This is a genomic window from Micromonospora sp. DT63 (assembly GCF_049841615.1).
Classification (GTDB): Bacteria; Actinomycetota; Actinomycetes; order Mycobacteriales; family Micromonosporaceae; genus Micromonospora.
In genome coordinates this window covers 123,877-141,585 of the sequence record NZ_JBNCKQ010000009.1, presented here as the reverse complement: position 1 = coordinate 141,585, position 17,709 = coordinate 123,877, and the positions used below count along the sequence as shown (strand labels likewise).

The window sequence follows — 17,709 nt, the reverse complement described above, 5'->3', positions numbered from 1 at the left end:
TCCTTGTGGAATTTCGGGTCAGGCGGTGCGCCGGAGACGCCCGGCGTACCGCGACTCGAGGGCGATGTTGTGCTCGTCCCCGCCGGGGACGTTGGCGGAGAGGTAGATAGGGGGTACCTCCCCGGCCTGGTGGAACCGTCGTACGACCTCAGCGGTCAGCAACTGCGCCAGCAGCGCGGTGGTGACCGAGGAGACCGCACAGACCGCGCCGCCGCCCTCGAGCGGCAGCAGTGCGTCGCCGTACGGTGCGCCGTTGTCCAGCACGACGTCGGCGAGGTCGGCGAGCCGTTGACCGGACGGGTGCCGTGGCGCCACCCGTGCGGTGTGCTCGACCGAGGTGACCGCGATCAACGGGTGACCGCGCTCGGTGACCAGCGCCGCCAGCTCGACCACCGAGCCGTTGATGCCGGACTGGGACGCCACCACGAACACGTCGCGCGGCTGGGGCGCCGCGAGCGCGTAGATCTGGTGGGCGATCCAGGGGTCGCGTTCCAGCTTGGGGTCGGCGAGCACGTCGCGCGGGGCGTCGCCGTGCACCACCAGGTCCCGTACCGACAGCTGGTTGGTGGGGACCAGCCCACCGGCGCGGGCGACCAGCTCGGCGGCGAACGCCTCGGAGTGCCCGGCGCCGAACGCCTGGAGCACACCGCCGGCGCGCAGGCTGTCGGCGATCAGGTCGGCGGACCGGGTGATCCCGTCGGCCTCCGAGTCGAGCAGGCGGTCGAGCACCGGGCGGACGGCGTCCGCGTACCCCTGGGCACTGATCATGACTGGGCCCCTTTCGCGGCCTTGTGCCCGTCGACGGCCTGCGCGGTGCGCCGGAAGGCCGCGTGGGCGCGGTCGTGGGTGCGCTGGGCGACGGCGATGTAGAGCAGGTCGAGGACCACCAGTTGCGGGTGGCGGGCGGAGAGGGCGTCCGGCCGGAAGGTGGTGGCCTGGCTGGCGGTGAGCAGCACGATGTCGGCCAGCTCGGCCAGCGGTGAGCGGGGAAAGCCGGTGAGGGCGAGTGTGGTGGCGCCCCGGCTACCCGCCTCGGCGAGCATCTCGATCGTCTCCCGGGTCTGGCCGGTGTGCGAGATGCCGAGCGCGACGTCGCCGACGCCGAGCAGCGCGGCGCTGGCCAGCCCCTCGTGCACGTCGCTCCAGGCCCAGGCGGCCACCCCGATGCGGTGCAGGCTGAACTGCATCTCCTCGCCGACCAGGGCGCTGCCGCTGGCTCCGAAGATGTTCACCCGGTTGGCGCCGGCGATCGCCACCGCGGCGCGTTCCACCTCGCCGAGGTCGAGCAGCGCGGCGGTGTCGTGCATGGCCCGGGTGTCGGCGGCCATGATCTGGTCGAGCACCCGCGCGAGGGGGTCGTTGGGCTGGATCTCACGGCCGATGTCGACGGTCCAGCCGGCCGAGCGGGCCCGGCCGGTCTCGGCGGCGATGCCGAGGCGCAGGTCGGCGTACCCCTCGAAGCCCATCGCCCGGCAGAAGCGGGTGATGGTGGCCGGCGAGGTGCCACTGCGCTCGGCGAGCTCCACAATGGTGGAGCGCGCGGCGGCCTCCGGGTCGCTGAGGACGTGCTCGGCGACGCGGCGCAGCGCGCCGGTCAGTTCGCCGAGACTGTTGCGGACCCGGGCCAGCACCCCGTCGGACGACGATCCGAGGGCGTTTCGCCGGTCGATCGCGTCGGCGTCGACCACCGCGGTTCCCGCAGCGGTGTCCACCTCATGATCAACCATCGACGCCTCGCATTTTCGAAGGACTGTTAACTGTTAGTGGTAAAATTTCTTACTGAACGACCTTCTATGTCAAGACCGTGGGCGAAGTTTTCAAACTGTTACCTGGCGCACGCCCCTCCGCGCCGCCCCGAAGTTGCCCCGCGCGGCCGCGCCGACCAGCATGAACAGGCCCAGCACCGCGCAGCGCAAGGAGGACCGTGCCGATGTCCGACACCGTCGTGGTCGGTCTCGACGTCGGGGGTACGTCCACCCGGGCGACCGCCCTGACCCTCGCCGGCGAACGCCTCGGCACCGGCCGAGCCGGCGGCGGCAACCCCACCAGCCACGGCGCCGAACGGGCCGCCGCCGAACTGTTGACCGCGCTGCGCGCCGCGCTCGCCGACGTCGACCCGACCCGGGTGGCCGCCGGCACCATCGGGTTAGCCGGCGCAGCCCGGATCCTCGCCGACCCCGCCAGCCGCGCCGCCTTCGACCAGGCCTGGCACGACGCCGGCCTGCGCTGCCCGTACGCCGTGCACGGCGACGCCCTGGTCGCCTACGCCTCCGGCACCGCGGTCCCCGACGGCACGGTGCTCATCGCCGGCACCGGCGCGATCACCGCGCAGGTCGTCGACCTGCGACTCGACCGGGTCGCCGACGGCCACGGCTGGCTGCTCGGCGACGCCGGATCCGGCTTCTGGCTCGGCCGCGAGGCCGTCCGCCGGCTCCTGGCCGACCTGGACGCCGCCCGCACCCCCGGCACGCTGACCACTGCCGTCCTCACCGAACTGACCGGCAGCGCCGAGGTCGCTCCCCGCCCCCGCGACACCGTCGACGCCACGATCCAGGCGGTCACCCGCCGGCCGCCGATCGAGCTGGCCCGGCTCGCGCCGCTTGTCGTCACCGCCGCGGTCGACGGCGAACCCGTCGCCACCGCGCTGATCGCCGAGGCCGCCGCCCACCTGGCCGCAAGCGTCGGCCGGATCCGCCCCGCCGAGGCGACGACGCCCGTCGTACTCGGCGGTGGACTGCTCACCGCGCACACCCCACTGGCCACAGCCGTGCGCGCCGAGATCGGTCAACGCTGGCCGTCCGCGCCCCTGCGCACCGCCGGTGACGGTGCCGCCGCGGCAGCCTGGCTCGCCGCCCGCGCCCTCCCCGAGCTCACCGACCCGGCAGCCCTGCACGCCCGCCTCTTCCCCACCCCCTGACCGCCCCCACCCGGACCACCCCACCCCGGGCCGAACCGGGCAGCGCCAGACCGCGCCTGGTCATGATCGTGCTCGATCCTGGAAAGAGTGCCCACCTCACGCCACGAGGCCACTACATCCTTGATCGAGCACGATCAACGCGTGTGCACGACCGCCGCCACGGCAAGATCCGCGCAGTTTCAGGGAAACTGCTGCCTCACGACGAGCTGAGACAGCAACTTCACCGAAGTTGCGCGGATCTTGCCCTGGCGGCGGGCGGGCGGGCGGCGGGCGACGCGAGCGGGACCGTGTGATCAGGAGCGGTCACTTGTTGGTGGTGGATGCCGCCTCTGGGGGCGGCCGCCGTTGCCCAGTTCGGCGGGTGGCGGGTGAGCCGCCACCCGCGCCGTCCTACTTGAGCTGACCCGCGGTCAGGCCGGCCTGGACCTGGCGTTGGAAGGCCACGTAGATCGCCAGCACCGGCAGCACCGCGATGCTCAACCCGGCGAAGAGCCGCGCGTAGTCGCCCGCGTAGCCCTGACTGACCGACAGCGCGAACAGCCCCTGGGCGAGCATCCACTTGGACTCGTCGCCCTGCATCAGCACCTGCGGTAGCAGGAACTGGTTCCAGTGACTGAGGAAGTTGAAGATCGCCACGCTGATCAGTCCCGGACGCGCCATCGGGAGCATCACCCGGAAGAACAGCCGGAAGTGACCGCAGCCGTCGACCATGGCCGCCTCGGCCACCGAGGTCGGCAGCGTCCGGAAGAACGCGGTCAGGAAGAACACGGTGAACGGCATCGAGTACGCCGCGTACACCAGGATCAGTCCCGTCCAGGTGCCGAAGAGGCCGGCGTTACGGACCACGAAGAACAGCGGCACCAGGGCGAGGAACACCGGGAACATCAGGCCGCCGACGAACAGGTAGTAGACGACCTGCCGGCCACGGAACTCGTACCGGGCGAAGACGTACGCGGCGGCGGCGCCCATCAGCATGGTGAGGCTGACCGAGCCGGTGACCACCACGAGGCTGTTGAGGAAGTACCTGCCGATGTGCGCCCCGGTCCACGCGCGCGCCCAGTTGTCCCAGCTCAGCGACGCGGGCAGCCCCCACGGGTCGGCCAGGATCTCGCCGTTGGTCTTGAACGAGCTGAGGAACATCCACAGCAGCGGCAGGACGGTGAGCAGGCCCCAGAGCAGCAGGAAGCCGTGCGAGAGGGCGTTGGCGACGCCGAGTTCCCGCCGGACGGGACGGTCCCGGGCCGGGGTCGACGTCGGCGCGGCGGCGGTGGGCTGGTCCAGTGTGGTCACGAGTACTCGATCCGATCGCGCCGGCCGACCCGCAGCGACAGCACCGCCACCGAGAGGGTCAGGAAGAACATCACCACGCCGATCGCCGAGGCGTAGCCGAACTTGGTCTCGCTGCCGAAGGCGGTGTCGTACATCCGTACGCCGATCACGTCGGTGGAGAAGTTCGGTCCACCGTTGGTCATGAGCTGCACGAGGATGAACCCGTCGAGGGCGAAGATGGCCAGGTAGACCCAGGCGACCTGCACGGTGTCCCAGAGCAGCGGCAGGGTGATCCGCCGCAGCGTGGTGAACCGGGACGCGCCGTCGAGCAGGACCGCCTCGTAGATCTCCTTCGGTACTGCCGACATCGCGGCGCCGAACAGGACGACGTAGAAGCCGACGTTGCTCCACACCATCACCGCCAGCACACACCAGAAGGCGGTCGCCGGGTCGCCGAGCCAGGTCGGGGCGGGCAGGCCGACGGCGTGCAGCGCGCTGGTCAGCAGCCCCTTGTTGGGGTGGTAGACCTCCTTGAACAGCAGCGCGATGATCACGACGGAGAGCACCTGCGGGAAGAAGTACACGGTGCGGTAGAACGCCCCGCCGCGGACCCCGGTGACTCCGGCGCGGCCCCGACGCCCGCCCAGGGCGAGCATGGTCGCGAAGAAGAGCCCGAATCCGATGGTCAGCACGGGCACCAGGGCCAGCAGGATCGCGTTGTTCTTCAGCGCGTTCCACACGTAGTCGTCGTGCCACAGCGCCGTGAAGTTCGCCAGCCCGACCTGGTTGGCGTCGGCCGAGTAGCCGAGCCAGTCGGTGGTGGAGATCTGGAACGCCTGCAGGTACGGGGAGACGACGAAGAAGACGTACAGCAGCACCGGCGGCACCAGGAACGTGACGATCAGCGGCCACTTGCCATGTTTCACGGTGGACCTTTCCCAAGGTGCGGCCGGTGGGGGCTCGCTCGCCCCCACCGGCCGGGCTGTCAAGCCGCTCGCTTGTACTTCTTGATCGAGCTGTCCTGGGCGATCGAGTCGGCGCCCTTCTGACACTGGTCGAGGAACTCCGCCGGGCCGATCCGGCCGCTGAAGAACTCGCCGCACGCCGCGTCGACGAGGTTGCGCTCCAGCTTGCGGTAGTAGTTGTTGTAGACCCAGTTGAAGCCGTTGGACCCGGACGCGTCGAGTGCCTTGACCACGGTCGTGAGCCCGTACGGCAGCTCGACTCCCTCGGTGGCGCCGGCGACCACGGTGAGGCTGGCGACCTTCTTCGTGAAGTCCTGGGCGCCCTTGAGGGACAGCATGGTCCGGAAGTACTCCAGCCCACCGGCGACGTTGCGGGCCTTGGCCGGCACCATGAACGGCTCGCCGGCGGTGCCTCGGATCGCCTCGAACGGCAGCTTGTCGCCGCTGCCCAGGCTGGGGGTGGGCGCGATGGTCATGTTGAACCCGGCCGGGGTGACGTCCTTCTGCTCACTCTCCAGCCAGGATCCGCAGGAGATGAAGGCGGCCTTGCCCTGGCACCAGGCGGTCTGCGACTGCTTGTGGTCCAGGCCGGGTGAGCCCTCCAGGATGAACTTGTCCTTGACGATCTGGTGCCACGCGTCGGCGGCGGCCCGCATCGAGTCGGACTTCCAGGCGTTCGGCTCCAGGTTGTCGATGGCGGTCGCCACCGACGGCCCGCCGAGCTTGATCGCGGTGGCGATCAGCGGCCAGCTCATGTAGCGCGGGTGCAGGCCCGCGTACGTCCAGGGGGCGATGCCGGCAGCCTTGATCTGCTTGCAGAGCGCGATGTGGTCGTCCCAGGTCTTGGCGTACTCCCACCTGCGTTCGGCGAACAGCTTCTCGGAGTACCAGATGCCGTAGGCGGTGTAGGTGTAGTTGAGCACCAGGAACGTGCCGTCGTACGACCCGACCTCGACCGCGCCGGGCAGCAGGGTGTCCTTGACGGTCTTGCCGGGCACGTCGAGGCTCGGCGCGGCGAGCAGCTCACCCAGGTCGGCGATGGCGTTCTGGCTGACCAGGCCGTTGAAGTCGATCTGACTGGCGCCGGAGTTGTTGACCACGTCGGGTGGCGTGCCGTCGACGAAACGCGGCTGGAGGGTCTTGCTGATCTCCTGGGTGGCGGAGTGCTTGATCTTCGCCTTCGGGTACTTCGCGGTGTACATGGCCTCGTGGGCCTTGGCGTACTCCTCGCCGAACCCGCCGCCGAAGATCACCACCTCGAGCGGGGCGTCCTCCTTGACGCCGAGCGGGTTCTCGGCGCTCTTGGTGCCCTTGTAGGTCTCGGCATCGCCCTTGTCGCCGCCGCCTGTCGCACAGCCGGTCAGCAGGCCGGCGGCGGGGGTGGCCAGCAGACCGGCGGCGGCGCTGCGCCGCAGGATCTCACGCCTGTTCATAAGGTCTCCTCGGTTCGGGTCGGGCGGTCGCCGGGGGGATGGGGGAAGGCGTCCGTCGCGCGAGGCACGGGGGGTGTTGCTTGTCTTCAGTTAGCGCAAAGTTGCTGAAGAATTTCTACGGCAGCGACGAGCGGACTTCAACCCCCGGCAGCCGAACCGTTATCACCACCGGCCACCACCTGCTCGCCTAGCCTGAGGTGATGGGCCGCCTGCGCCAGCTCGCCGAGCGCACCCCGGCGGGCCGGGAGCGGTACGTCGACCTGCTCCGCGCCCTCGCCATCACCATGGTCGTTCTCGGACACTGGGGCGTCGCGGTGATCGTGCGCGACGACGGCGGGCTGCCCACCGGGCATTCCGCGCTCAGTGACCTGCCGTGGGCCTACCCGCTGACCTGGGTGGCCCAGGTGATGCCGGTCTTCTTCCTGGTCGGCGGTTACGCCAACGCGGTCTCGCTGGCCCGCCTGCGGGCGCGGGGTGGCGACGCCGCCAGTTGGCTGCTCGACCGCAGCGCCCGGCTGGTCCGCCCCACCAGCGTGCTGGTGCTGGTGCTCGGCGGCGCCGCGGTCGTGGCGCGGTTGCTCGGCACCGACCCGACCCGGATCCGCGAGGTGGTCTGGTTCGCCACCATCCCGCTCTGGTTCCTGGTCGCGTACCTCGCGGTGGTCGCGCTCACCCCACCGATGTACGCGCTGCACCGCCGCCTCGGCCTGATCGTTCCACTGGTGCTTGTCGCCCTGGTGGGTCTGGGCGACCTGGGCCGGCTCACCGGACCGGTGGGGCTGAGCTACGGCAACTACCTGTTCGGCTGGCTGGCGATACACCAGCTCGGCTTCGCCTGGTACGACACCCGGCCGGCCGCCGGGCCGAAGCCAGCCAGCGATACCGCCCCGCCGGCCGACGCCGCCGGCCGTCCGGCCCCCGCTGAAGCCGACCCGTCGGCCCACGAGCATTCGGGGGTACGTCGCCGCCGGCTGCCGACCTCCCGCCGGGCCGCTCTGGTGTTCCTGTTCGGGGGACTGGCCGCGCTGCTGCTGCTCACCGTGCCTGGCCCCTGGCCGGTGGCCATGCTGAACGTGCCCGGCGAGAGGCTGGACAACGCCGGCCCGCCGAGCCTCGCGCTGTTGGCCGTTGCCGCCACCCAACTCGGCGTGATCCTGCTGCTGCGCGGCCCCGCGGAGCGCCTGTTGCGGCGCACCGGCCCGTGGCAGCTGGTGATCGGGGTCAACCTGGTGGTGCTGACCATCTTCCTCTGGCACCTGACCGCCGCGATCCTGCTGATCGGGCTGCTTGACGCGACCGGGACCCTGCCCACACCGGAGGTCGGCTCGACTGCCTGGTGGGCGTGGCGGGTGCCCTGGCTGCTGCTGCTCGCGGCCGTCCTGACGGTGCTGGTCGCCATCTTCGGGCCGGTGGAGGTCCACAGCAGCGGGCACCGCACCGGGCAACGGGTCGGCCAGGGCACCACGATCCGCACGGCGCTGACCGTGGCCGGTTACGCCGCCGTGGTGTTCGCACTGATGCTCAACAGCGCGACCCCGAAACTCGCCGCGGAACCGCTCGGCATGCCCGCCCCGGCCCTGCTGGCGTACCTGGCCGGGGCGGGCGTGCTGCGTCTGCTCAGGTCTGGGTGGGGAACCCGAGGTTGACCCCGCCGTGGCGTGGGTCCAGCCACCGGCTGGTGACCACCTTGCCCCGGGTGCAGAACCGCACCCCGTCCTCGCCGTGCGCGTGCAGGTCACCGAAGAGCGACGACTTCCAGCCGCCGAACGAGTGGTACGCCATCGGCACCGGGATCGGCACGTTGATCCCGACCATGCCGACCTCCACCTCGTGCTGGTAACGCCGGGCCGCGCCGCCGTCGTTGGTGAAGATCGCCGTGCCGTTGCCGTACGGGCTGGCGTTGACCAGCTCCACGGCCTCGTCGTACGAGCCGACCCGGACCACGCTCAGCACCGGCCCGAAGATCTCGTCCGTGTAGATCGACATGTCCGGGGTGACCCGGTCGAACAGGGTCGGGCCGAGCCAGAAGCCCTCCGGGTCGCCGTCGGGCGTCACGTCCCGGCCGTCCACCACCGGCACCGCGCCGGCGGCGACACCGGCGTCCACGTAGGAGCGCACCTTCGCCGCGTGCGCGGCGGTGACCAGCGGACCCATGTCGCAGCCCCGTCGGCCGTCGCCGGTGCGCAGACCGGTCACCCGGGCGGCGATCCGGTCGACGAGCGCGTCCGCCACCGGCTCCACCGCCACCAGCACCGAGATGGCCATGCACCGCTCCCCCGCCGAGCCGAACCCGGCGTTCACCGCCGCGTCGGCCGCCAGGTCCAGGTCCGCGTCGGGGAGCACCACCATGTGGTTCTTCGCCCCGCCGAGCGCCTGCACGCGCTTACCGGCCGCCGTTCCGCGCTGGTAGACGTACCTGGCGATCGGGGTGGAACCGACGAACGACACCGCCCGCACCTCCGGGTGCTCCAGCAACGCGTCGACCGCCTCGGAGTCGCCGTTGACCACGTTGAGCACCCCGTCGGGCAGGCCCGCCTCGGCGAACCACTCGGCCAGCAGCAGTGCCGCACTCGGGTCCTTCTCGCTCGGCTTGAGCACCACCGCGTTGCCGCAGGCCACGGCCACCGGCACGAACCACAGCGGCACCATCACCGGAAAGTTGAACGGGGAGATCACCGCGACCACGCCCACCGGCTGCCGGATGGTGTACGAGTCGACCTCGGTGGACACGTTCTCGCTGAACGCGCCGCGCAGCGCCGACGGCAGGCCGCAGGCGTACTCGATGACCTCCAGGCCGCGCTGCACCTCGCCGGCGGCGTCGGCGAGCACCTTACCGTGCTCGGCGGTGATCACCTCGGCGAGCCGGTCCCGCCGGGTGTGCACCAGCTCGCGGAAGGCGAACAGCACCGCCGACCGTTTCGCCAGCGACGCGTCGCGCCAGTCGCGGGCCGCGCGGGCGGCGGACCGCACCGCGACGTCGACGTCCGCGGTCGAGGCCAGCTCCACCTCGGCGGTACGCCTACCCGTCGCCGGATCGAACACGTCACCACGCCGTTCGGACGTGCCGCCGACCCGCTTGCCGTCGACGAAGTGGCCGATGCTCGTGCCGCCCAGACCGCCGATGCTCATGCCACCACCGCCGCCGACGAGCGGATCGCGTCGACGAGGATCGCCAGGCCCTCACGGGCCTCCTCCTCGGTCAGCGTCAACGGTGGACCCATCCGCAGCACGTTGCCGTACAGGCCGCCCTTTCCGGTGAGCAGTCCACCGGCGCGGCACGCCTCGAAGACCCGGTTGGTCAGCGCCGGATCCGGCTCACCGCCGCCCGGCCGAACGAACTCGACGCCGAGCATCAGCCCCTTTCCGCGTACCTCGGCGACGCAGTCGAGACCGCCCACGGCGGCCCGCAGGCCGTCGGCGAGGATCGCGCCGACGCGGGCCGCGTTGGCCTGGAGGTCGTGCGCGAGAAGGTAGTCGAGCACCGCGTTGCCGGCCGCCGTGGAGATCGGGTTGCCGCCGAACGTGGAGAAGCTGATCCCCGGCACCGCCTGGAGCACCTCGGCCCGGCCGACCACCCCGGCGAGAGCGAACCCGTTGCCGACGCCCTTGGCGAAGGTGAGCAGATCCGGCGTGACGCCGTGCGCCTGGTAACCCCAGAAGTGCTCCCCGGTACGCCCCCAGCCGGTCTGCACCTCGTCGGCGATGAACAGGATGCCGTGCTCGTCGAGGACCTTCTTCCAGCCGGCGAAGAGCCCGTCCGGCGGGTGCACGAAGCCGCCCACGCCCTGGATCGGCTCGGCGATCAGCGCGGCCACGTCACCGGTGGTCTGGGTGGCCAGCACCTCGCGCAGGTCCTCCACGGCCGCGTCGACCTGCTCCTCGGCGCTCAACCGTGCCAGCAGACCGCGAACCCGGTCACCGGAGTGCAGCCAGGCCACCTGGAGCGGGTTGAGCGCGCTTGCCGACCAGGTGCGGTTGCCGGTGACGCCCATCGCCGCGTACGACCGGCCGTGGTAGCTGTTGCGCACGGCCAGGACCTGGTGCGATCGGCGGTAGTTGGTGGCGACCAGCAGCGCCGCCTCGTTCGCCTCGGTGCCGGAGTTGGTGAAGAACACCCGGGCATCTCCGATGCCCGAGCGCTGGGCGATCTTCTCGGCCAGCTCCACCTGCTGACGGATCAGGTAGAGCGTCGAGGTGTGCACGATGCCGGTGGCGAGCTGCCGCTCGACCGCCTCGCGGATCTCCGGGATGTCGTACCCGATCATGTTGGTCAGCACGCCGCCGAAGAAGTCCAGGTAGCTGCGGCCCCGCGCGTCGGTGACCCGGCGGCCCGAGCCGGCGACCAGCTCGATCGGCTCGTCGTAGTAGAGAGGCATCCAGGACGGGAGCACGGCCCGGTGCCGGGCCAGCAGGTCGTCGGTCATCGTGGCAACCCTTCAGCGGCGTTCGTGGATACCGCACGCTCCCACCGCCGGCCCGCACGGACAACTGTCAGGGTGTAGCGCAAGGCCGTTCCGGCCTGACAGCACGTCAACGGTTTCCAGAGCCGTGGTCGTGGTTGGCCGCTGATTTCCGCAGCGAACATGCTCTTCCTCCGCTCGATCCGCAGTCTGGTCGCTCACCGCTACCCTGGGTCCGTCCACTGTCGCCGGGGAGGCACGCGGTGCGCATCGACGAGACCATCGCCGCACTGGAACGCGTCGCCGCACGGGAGGTGGGCCGGGGCAGCGAGGCGCTGGCCGCGCCGGCGGCCGGCGGGCTGCTGGCCGCCGCCCGGTCGCTCGCCAGCGCCGGTGCGCCGGACGCCGCGGTGCTCACCGGGTTCTTCATCCCCGGTGCCGAGCCGCCGGCCGCGGAGACCGACGGCCCGCTCGGCGCCGTCCAGATCGCCGCCGCGCTGCGCCTGCTCGGTGGCCGGTGCCGGCTCGTCACCGACCAGCCGTGCGCGCCGGTGGTCGAGGCGGCCGTCGCCGCCGCCGCGCCGGGCCTGCCGGTGGACGTCGCGCCGCTGCGGGGGTACGACGAGTGGGCCGCCGCCCTCCTGCCCCGCTACGACCGCCTGACGCACCTCATCGCCTGCGAACGGGTCGGGCCCGGAGTGGACGGTCGACCCCGCAACATGCGCGGCGAGGACATCGGCGCGCACACCGCGCCTCTGGACCGGCTCTACTGTGCCGGTTCGGCCTTTCGGATCGGCATCGGCGACGGCGGCAACGAGCTGGGCATGGGCCTCCTGCCGGCGGACCTCGTCGGCCGGGTGGTCGCCTCCGGCGAGCGGATCCGGTGCGTGGTGGGCGCTGACGCGCTGCTCGTCGGCGGCACCTCCAACTGGGCGGCCGCGGCCCTCGTCGGCGCGCTGTCGCTGCTGCGCCCCGACGTGCCCGGGCTTCGTACGCTGCTGGAGCCCGCGTGGTCGTCCGACCTGCTGGCCGCGATCGTCTCGGCGGGCGCGGTCGACGGGGTGCGCCGCCGCCCCACGCTCAGCGTCGACGGCCTCGACTGGCCCGCGTACGCCGAACCCCTCGCCCAGATCGCGGACCTGGTCCGGAGCGCCAGGTAGTCGGGGTCACCGCACGGTGGGTGGCTCGGCCGCCGACCGCAGGGGTCTCGACACGCGCCTCGGCGGGCTGGCCCGGGCGGCCCCACGGCGGCGCTTCGGCAGGTGCAGGACGGTGGCGACCACCGCGAAGGCGGCCCAACCGGTGCCCAGCGCGACGGCCGACGAGACGTCCTGAAGGTAGTGGTACGCGGTGAGGAAACCGACAAGCGCGAGGCTGTTGCGGGCGAAGTGCCCGCTGAACTCGAACAACTGACGGCGGGCCTCGACGGCGACCAGCACCCCCGAGTACGGGAATGTCACCACCATGCCGCGCAGCACCGCGCCGAGCAGCGCGGTGAGGATCGCCCCGACGAAGATGACAAGCAACTTGAGCAGCGCCGGCAGACCGTCCGGACGGCCTCCGGCCGACGTCTCCGCGTCGGAGCCCGCGTCGGAGCCCGCGTCGCCGACCGCGCCCGGTCCGCCAACGGCGGCGTCCGCTCCGCCGGCAACGGCTGCGTCTGCTTCGCCGGCAGCGGCGGCGGGGGTGACCCGCGTCCGGGCGCGACGGCGCAGCAGGAGCATGGCCGCCAGCCAGAGCACGAGCGTGGCGGCGAGGGCCGCCTCGAACGGGATGTCGACGGCCAGCAGACCTGCGCTCAGCGCCACGTAGACGGCGATCCCCGCGCCGTCGGCGAGCAGGATGGGCCAGCGCAGCCGCTGATGGGTGACCGCCACGGTGACGAAGAAGAGGTTGAGCCCGAGCACGCCGAGCACCTGCGCGCCACCCACCCCGTAAGGCGTGCTGACCAGGGCGAGCGTCATCGGCAACGGAAGGCTGTAGACCAGTGCCCGGAGCCGGATCGAGCGGATCACGCTGACCGCCCAGACCACTGCCGTCACCAGCAGGACCGCACTCAGCGTCATGGCTTCCCCGTCCCGACCGTCAGTCCTGGAAGGTCGCGGCGTTCACGCAGACGTCGAACACGCGGGTGAGGCGCTCGACGTCCGTCCGGTTGACCGAGAACTGGTTCTCGCCGATCTCGCCGTGCGCGGTCATCCGGGCCTCCCAGCAGCTCGACCCGTCCCAGACTGTCAGATTGACCAGGAGCTGTGGACTGACCACACCGAAGGGCAGCAGGCCCACCCGCGCCCCGACCGCGCGCTGCGCCTGCACGAGCGCGGACAGCTCGTCGGTCAGCGTGGCGTAGACGAAGACCCGGGTGATCCGTACGCCCCGTTGCAGGGCCTCGACGTTCGCCTCCCAGTAGCGTCGGCCGATCTCGCTGCGCCACCAGCTCAGCTCCCCACTCACCCGGGGCATCACGTTCGTGAGTGCGTCGAGCCGGTGCACGCAGCCGCGGGTCGCGCCGACCAGGTCCTCGTCCTCGTCGCCACGCCGGATGATCCGCCCCTGCGCGAGCTGCTCGGCCTCCAGCCGGAACTGCTCGTAGCGCCGCTGCGCCTCCGCCGCGACCCGCGTGCCCGCGTGCTGCTCGGCCGCCTCCCGCATCGCCCCGGCCAGCTCGGTGGTGGTGTGGACGAGCCACGGCGGCCCGTCCAGCAACGTCCGCAGGTGAAACCGGCGCTCCGCACGGGCCAGCGAGTCCACCAGCAGCGAGATGGTGATGCCCATCAGGCCGGCCAGCAGCGACTCCACCCCCGAGGCGGCGTTGGTGAGGTCGAGAATGACGCTGAGGCTGATCGACAACGTGATGCCGACCAACGCCACCGGGTCGGTGTGCGCCACCAGACGCGCGAAGCCGTCGGAGGCGCCGCCGCGCTCGCGGGGCCGCCGACGGGCCACGTCACGGACCATCGAACTCCCCCAATCCGCCGGTGCCGCCAGGGTAGATGCCAACCACAACCCGCAGGTCCCGCCGGACCGCAGCGGTAGCATCCGGCAGGTGCAGAGCGCGGATGCGGCCCCGTCGACGGTCGCCGAGCAGATCACGGCGGACGTCCGGGCCTGGGTCGACTCCGGTGCGCTCCGCGGCCTGGTCCGGCACTTCGGCGGTAACTGGCCGACCGGCGACCTCGCCGAGGTGCTGCGGTTCCTCGACGACTTCTCCGCCCGGCACTGGGACTTCCGGCAGGGGCGCGAACGCCCGGACGCCCGGGAGCCGAGCTTCGACGCGCTCACGTCCGGGCTCGTCCTCGACGCGGTCGCCGCGCTCGGCATGGTGCGTGCGGTGCCGCCGGCCCGCCCGGCGTACGCCCACCTGCTCGTGCTGGGCGGCCTGGCGCACGCCTGCGTGCGGCGCGTCGCGTACGCCGCGCATCTGCTGCGCGCGGGCCTGCGGGTGACCGGCGAGGTCGCCGTGCTGGGCAGCTTCCGGCCACTGTCCGAGTGGGAACGCGCCACCCTCGCCGACGCGGGCCTGCCGCCGGACGAGACCGAGGTGGACGTGCTGGACACGGCGGTCCGGCAGGTGTTCGGGGTGACCGCCCCGACCGAGCAGGACGGCGTCGACGCGGGCCACCCCCACCACTCCTGGTCGTCGCGGACCTACCGGCCGGAGGGCCGGCCACCGGTACGGGTGCTGGCCGCGCCGTCCAGCGAGCCTGACCGGCGACGCGCCCACACCGCCGACACCCAGCGGTTCTGGGCCGGGCACGTCCGGCTCGCCCCGGGTGACGAGGCGCTGATGGTCACCGCGCCGATATACGTGCCGTTCCAGCACTGCGACGCCCTACGCACCCTGGCGGTCCCGTACGGGTGCCACATCGACACCGTCGGGGTGGACCCGGCGCTGACCGACCCGGCGGTGCTGCCGGAGCAGACCCTCACCCCGGGGCGCTACCTGCAGGAGATCCGCTCGGCCATCCGGTCGATGCGCGCCCTGCACGCGGCGCTGGCCGCCGGCTGACCCGCGCAGGGTCGAGGGCCGGCGCACGGCGGATCGCCGCGCACCGGCCCCGGTGGACCTGGTCAGTTCACGTAGACGGCGGCGTTGCCCTTGGTGCTGTCGCGCACCGGCGAGTACGTCGCCGAGAAGTACGCGGTGCCGAAGCAGAGGGACGGGCCGGAGAACTTGGTGAACGGCTGGTTGGTGAAGGTGATCGAGTTGGTGGCGTTGGCCGCCGTGCCGGTGAGGCTGTTGGTGCTGGTCCGGTAGACGCAGGTGATCGCGCCGAGCAGCGAGTTCAGCACGACGGTGCTCTGGACCGGCGCCGCCGTGGTGCCGGAAATCTTGACCACGCCGGCGCTGGTGACGGAGGTGGCGTACGGGAGGTTGTTGAGGGCGATGCTCTGCACCCCGGTGGTGCCGAGCACGTTGGTGGTGCAGGTGCCGAAGGTCTGGGCGGTGAGGCTCTCGGTGGCGGTGCCCGGGGCGGTCGGGTTGGTGAGCACCTTGGCGCTGAAGCTGGATGCGGCGCACTTGATGCCTGTGGTGCCCGAGGTGGAGTTGTAGAAGGTGGCGTTGGTGCCGGCCTTGAGGCTGGCCTGGATGACGTCGTTGACGGCGACGGCGGTGCCGCCGGCGGTGGGGTAGGTCAGGACGTTGCTGGCGAGCGTTGCCGACGGGTCGGCGGAGGCCGGGGTGGCGGCCACGAGACCGGTCAGCAGCGCGAGGGCGACGAGGCCCCCGCCGATTTTGCCGTACCTGGGCATGGTGCTTCCTTCCGGTGGTGGGACGGGAACGAGCGGACCGCGCAGGCGGTCACCGCCGGGCGGGAACGCCGGGCGGAGATTGTGGCCATGACGTGGACGGTGGGTGGTGGTGGCGCCAGGTGACCGTCGGGTCGGGCCGGGTGACTTAAGGTGCCGCGGATCAGCGGGCGGACCGGCGTGGTGCACTGCGGCGTAGCCGCGTCACCTGCGCCTTTCCGGCATTGGGAGAGCGTTCGTGTTCGGCGATAATGACAGCCATCGAGCCCTCCTTCGACGAGTCAGGGTGACCATCCGGGGAGATCACCAAAGGTGACGGGGGGAGAACTGAGCGTGAGGAAAGTTATAAACCCCGGAGGGTCGCAAAGTCAACGAATCAAGGAGGTCGATGAGTTGACCACGCAGAGCCACCCGCAGCCGGCACCGGCGCCCCTACCGGGCGCACGCCCGGGCCGCGACCCGGACCGCGCGATCAAGCGCGGCCCGCGACGGGTCTCCGCGGAGGTCGTGGCCGCCACCCAGCGCGACCGCCTCTTCGACGGACTCGTGCACGAGGTGGCGACCAAGGGCTACGACAACGCCCGGGTCAGCGACATCTGCCACGCCGCCGGCGTGACCCGACCGGCCTTCTACGCCCTGTTCACCGGCAAGGAGGACGCGTTTCTCGCCGCCTACCGGCACGGGATCGCCGTGGTGTCGCAGCTGATGGAGGACGCCTACCGCGAGGCCGGCCCGGCCTGGCCGGACGCGGCGCGCGCCGCGCTGCGCACCCTGCTGGAGGTGCTGGCGAGCGTGCCGGCGTTCGCCCGGATGGCGCTGGTCGAGGTGGACGCGGCAGGCCCCGACGCCCGCCGCGAGCGCGACGGGCTGCTCACCAGCTTCCGCCGGTTCTTCGCCGACGCCGGCCCGGGGCCGGCGCTTGCGGACGTGGGCCGCGACGAGCTGGTGTCCACGGTGGTCGGCGGCATCTACGCCACCGTCCGGGGGCGCGTGGCGCGGGGCCGGGCGGCGGAGTTGCCGGAACTGCTGCCGGTGCTCACCTACGCGGCCATGGCGCCATTTCTGGGCACCGAGGGTGCGATCCAGGCGACCCGGCCGATACGACCGGACGACGGCCCGAGCACGACCGCGCCCTGCGTACCGGCCCACCACTCCTGATCACCCGGTCGGAAACCGCAGCGGTTTTTCACTTTGGCCGCATTTAACGAATACCGCCCAAATGGCCGCCACACACCGTTGACCTCCCCTTTACTCGGCGGTAACTTCGGCTCTGCGCCCACCAGGCGCAGGTCAACGTGCAATTCCCATTGCCGCCAATCAATTGATCTTAAGGGGAGCCGCCATGTCGGAGGAAACCACACCAATCGCAGGGGGCCCGCCACGTAGTGGCGTGCGCTGGCGCCGGTTCGCCGCCACCTTCGGAATCGTCGTGGCGGGCGCCGCCGGCATGATCATGCTCACCGCCCAGGGCGTGCTGGGCGCGCAGTTCGCCATCTCGGGCATGCCGTTCACCGTCACTGCCGACAAGCTCACCGGCACCGGGTTCGAGCAGTTCGCCACCCTCGACCAGATGATCCCGGACAGCCCCAACCAGGGCGACACCGGCGGACAGGTCCTGGTGATGGTGTCGGCGATCGACAAGGCCGAGCTGACCAACCTCTGCCAGAGCATCAACCTCGGCGGCATCTTCCTGAAGATCACCGCCGGCGGCGGCGACCGACCGGTCACCGCCCGGACCCTGGTCGTCGACGGTGACGAGGTCAACGGCGACGCCGCCTTCCGCAACATCAACGTCGGCCAGGACGCCAGCACCCTGGACAAGGTGCCCGGCGTGAAGGGGAACCCCGGCGTCTTCTCGCAGCAGGCCGACTCGGTAGTCATCGAGAACCTGCGGCAGAACAACTACGCCACCACCGCGGCGGTCTTCAACCTGCCCAACCTGCGCATGGCGTTCACCTCCGACGGTTGCTGAC

General features: G+C 71.6%; 16 protein-coding genes. 6 read left to right on the top strand and 10 right to left on the bottom strand.

Going from position 1 to position 17,709, the window contains the following annotated elements; all coding sequences use genetic code 11:
- Positions 1–18: 18 nt before the first annotated feature.
- Positions 19–768, bottom strand: coding sequence for a sugar isomerase domain-containing protein (locus ACLQ27_RS27985; protein ID WP_425869477.1), 750 nt, complete (start codon positions 766–768; stop codon positions 19–21).
- Complete coding sequence (locus ACLQ27_RS27980) at positions 765–1,727, bottom strand: MurR/RpiR family transcriptional regulator (RefSeq protein WP_234591421.1); 963 nt, start codon at positions 1,725–1,727, stop codon at positions 765–767. Before ACLQ27_RS27980 ends, ACLQ27_RS27985 begins: the two co-directional genes overlap by 4 nt.
- Before the next feature lie 203 nt (positions 1,728–1,930).
- Between ACLQ27_RS27980 and ACLQ27_RS27975 the strand changes: the two genes are divergently transcribed.
- Positions 1,931–2,917, top strand: coding sequence for an N-acetylglucosamine kinase (locus tag ACLQ27_RS27975; RefSeq protein ID WP_425869475.1), 987 nt, complete (start codon positions 1,931–1,933; stop codon positions 2,915–2,917).
- 390 nt (positions 2,918–3,307) lie between these two features.
- Here the strand turns inward: ACLQ27_RS27975 and ACLQ27_RS27970 are convergent, their stop codons facing one another.
- The 3 genes from ACLQ27_RS27970 to ngcE are packed head-to-tail and all read right to left on the bottom strand — an operon-like array spanning position 3,308 to position 6,584.
- On the bottom strand, positions 3,308–4,207 hold the full coding sequence (locus ACLQ27_RS27970; protein WP_357574337.1) for a carbohydrate ABC transporter permease: 900 nt from the start codon (positions 4,205–4,207) through the stop codon (positions 3,308–3,310).
- Positions 4,204–5,112, bottom strand: a complete 909-nt coding sequence (locus ACLQ27_RS27965) for a carbohydrate ABC transporter permease (RefSeq protein ID WP_355067158.1) — start codon at positions 5,110–5,112, stop codon at positions 4,204–4,206. Before ACLQ27_RS27965 ends, ACLQ27_RS27970 begins: the two co-directional genes overlap by 4 nt.
- Positions 5,113–5,171: 59 nt before the next feature.
- A complete protein-coding gene (gene ngcE / locus ACLQ27_RS27960; RefSeq protein WP_357493293.1) occupies positions 5,172–6,584 on the bottom strand; it encodes an N-acetylglucosamine/diacetylchitobiose ABC transporter substrate-binding protein in 1,413 nt (470 codons plus the stop codon).
- A 200-nt stretch (positions 6,585–6,784) separates the two neighbouring features.
- Between ngcE and ACLQ27_RS27955 the strand changes: the two genes are divergently transcribed.
- Entirely contained in the window at positions 6,785–8,230 is a 1,446-nt protein-coding gene (locus ACLQ27_RS27955; protein WP_425869472.1) for an acyltransferase family protein, read from the top strand.
- Here ACLQ27_RS27955 and ACLQ27_RS27950 read toward each other — a convergent pair.
- Together ACLQ27_RS27950 and ACLQ27_RS27945 are read right to left on the bottom strand one after the other, a co-directional pair.
- Complete coding sequence (locus ACLQ27_RS27950) at positions 8,202–9,713, bottom strand: CoA-acylating methylmalonate-semialdehyde dehydrogenase (RefSeq protein WP_425869470.1); 1,512 nt, start codon at positions 9,711–9,713, stop codon at positions 8,202–8,204. The two genes, ACLQ27_RS27955 and ACLQ27_RS27950, sit on opposite strands and share 29 nt — an antisense overlap.
- Positions 9,710–11,008, bottom strand: coding sequence for an aspartate aminotransferase family protein (locus ACLQ27_RS27945; protein ID WP_425869468.1), 1,299 nt, complete (start codon positions 11,006–11,008; stop codon positions 9,710–9,712). The genes ACLQ27_RS27950 and ACLQ27_RS27945 overlap by 4 nt, the downstream gene beginning before the upstream one ends.
- Positions 11,009–11,247: 239 nt before the next feature.
- Between ACLQ27_RS27945 and ACLQ27_RS27940 the strand changes: the two genes are divergently transcribed.
- Positions 11,248–12,144 (top strand): glutamate cyclase domain-containing protein, encoded by an 897-nt coding sequence (locus tag ACLQ27_RS27940; protein WP_425869466.1) that lies wholly within the window; start codon positions 11,248–11,250, stop codon positions 12,142–12,144.
- 6 nt (positions 12,145–12,150) lie between these two features.
- Here ACLQ27_RS27940 and ACLQ27_RS27935 read toward each other — a convergent pair whose 3' ends face one another.
- Both ACLQ27_RS27935 and ACLQ27_RS27930 read right to left on the bottom strand, forming a co-directional pair.
- A complete protein-coding gene (locus tag ACLQ27_RS27935; RefSeq protein ID WP_425869464.1) occupies positions 12,151–13,050 on the bottom strand; it encodes a hypothetical protein in 900 nt (299 codons plus the stop codon).
- A 19-nt stretch (positions 13,051–13,069) separates the two neighbouring features.
- Positions 13,070–13,942, bottom strand: a complete 873-nt coding sequence (locus ACLQ27_RS27930) for a hypothetical protein (RefSeq protein WP_425869462.1) — start codon at positions 13,940–13,942, stop codon at positions 13,070–13,072.
- Between the two features lie 88 nt (positions 13,943–14,030).
- Here ACLQ27_RS27930 and ACLQ27_RS27925 point away from each other — a divergent pair, with 88 nt between their 5' ends.
- Positions 14,031–14,993, top strand: coding sequence for a hypothetical protein (locus ACLQ27_RS27925; protein WP_425869460.1), 963 nt, complete (start codon positions 14,031–14,033; stop codon positions 14,991–14,993).
- A gap of 62 nt (positions 14,994–15,055) precedes the next feature.
- On the opposite strand, the gene ACLQ27_RS27920 is transcribed toward ACLQ27_RS27925, so the two are convergent.
- Positions 15,056–15,739 (bottom strand): Tat pathway signal sequence domain protein, encoded by a 684-nt coding sequence (locus ACLQ27_RS27920; protein WP_357493311.1) that lies wholly within the window; start codon positions 15,737–15,739, stop codon positions 15,056–15,058.
- Between the two features lie 390 nt (positions 15,740–16,129).
- On the opposite strand from ACLQ27_RS27920, the gene ACLQ27_RS27915 reads away from it, so the two are divergent.
- Both ACLQ27_RS27915 and ACLQ27_RS27910 read left to right on the top strand, forming a co-directional pair.
- Positions 16,130–16,894, top strand: coding sequence for a TetR/AcrR family transcriptional regulator (locus ACLQ27_RS27915; RefSeq protein ID WP_357493314.1), 765 nt, complete (start codon positions 16,130–16,132; stop codon positions 16,892–16,894).
- Between the two features lie 232 nt (positions 16,895–17,126).
- The gene (locus tag ACLQ27_RS27910; RefSeq protein ID WP_357493316.1) at positions 17,127–17,708 is read left to right on the top strand and encodes a DUF6230 family protein; all 582 of its coding nucleotides are present in this window, start codon (positions 17,127–17,129) and stop codon (positions 17,706–17,708) included.
- Position 17,709: the final 1 nt, after the last annotated feature.

Coding starts and splice junctions, on each gene's coding strand:
- ACLQ27_RS27980 (WP_234591421.1), bottom strand. CDS start 1,727: ATGGTTGATCATGAGGTGGACACCGCTGCGGGAACCGCGGTGGTCGAC.
- ACLQ27_RS27985 (WP_425869477.1), bottom strand. CDS start 768: ATGATCAGTGCCCAGGGGTACGCGGACGCCGTCCGCCCGGTGCTCGAC.
- ACLQ27_RS27945 (WP_425869468.1), bottom strand. CDS start 11,008: ATGACCGACGACCTGCTGGCCCGGCACCGGGCCGTGCTCCCGTCCTGG.
- ACLQ27_RS27955 (WP_425869472.1), top strand. CDS start 6,785: ATGGGCCGCCTGCGCCAGCTCGCCGAGCGCACCCCGGCGGGCCGGGAG.
- ACLQ27_RS27935 (WP_425869464.1), bottom strand. CDS start 13,050: ATGACGCTGAGTGCGGTCCTGCTGGTGACGGCAGTGGTCTGGGCGGTC.
- ACLQ27_RS27930 (WP_425869462.1), bottom strand. CDS start 13,942: ATGGTCCGTGACGTGGCCCGTCGGCGGCCCCGCGAGCGCGGCGGCGCC.
- ACLQ27_RS27920 (WP_357493311.1), bottom strand. CDS start 15,739: ATGCCCAGGTACGGCAAAATCGGCGGGGGCCTCGTCGCCCTCGCGCTG.
- ACLQ27_RS27950 (WP_425869470.1), bottom strand. CDS start 9,713: ATGAGCATCGGCGGTCTGGGCGGCACGAGCATCGGCCACTTCGTCGAC.
- ACLQ27_RS27975 (WP_425869475.1), top strand. CDS start 1,931: ATGTCCGACACCGTCGTGGTCGGTCTCGACGTCGGGGGTACGTCCACC.
- ngcE (WP_357493293.1), bottom strand. CDS start 6,584: ATGAACAGGCGTGAGATCCTGCGGCGCAGCGCCGCCGCCGGTCTGCTG.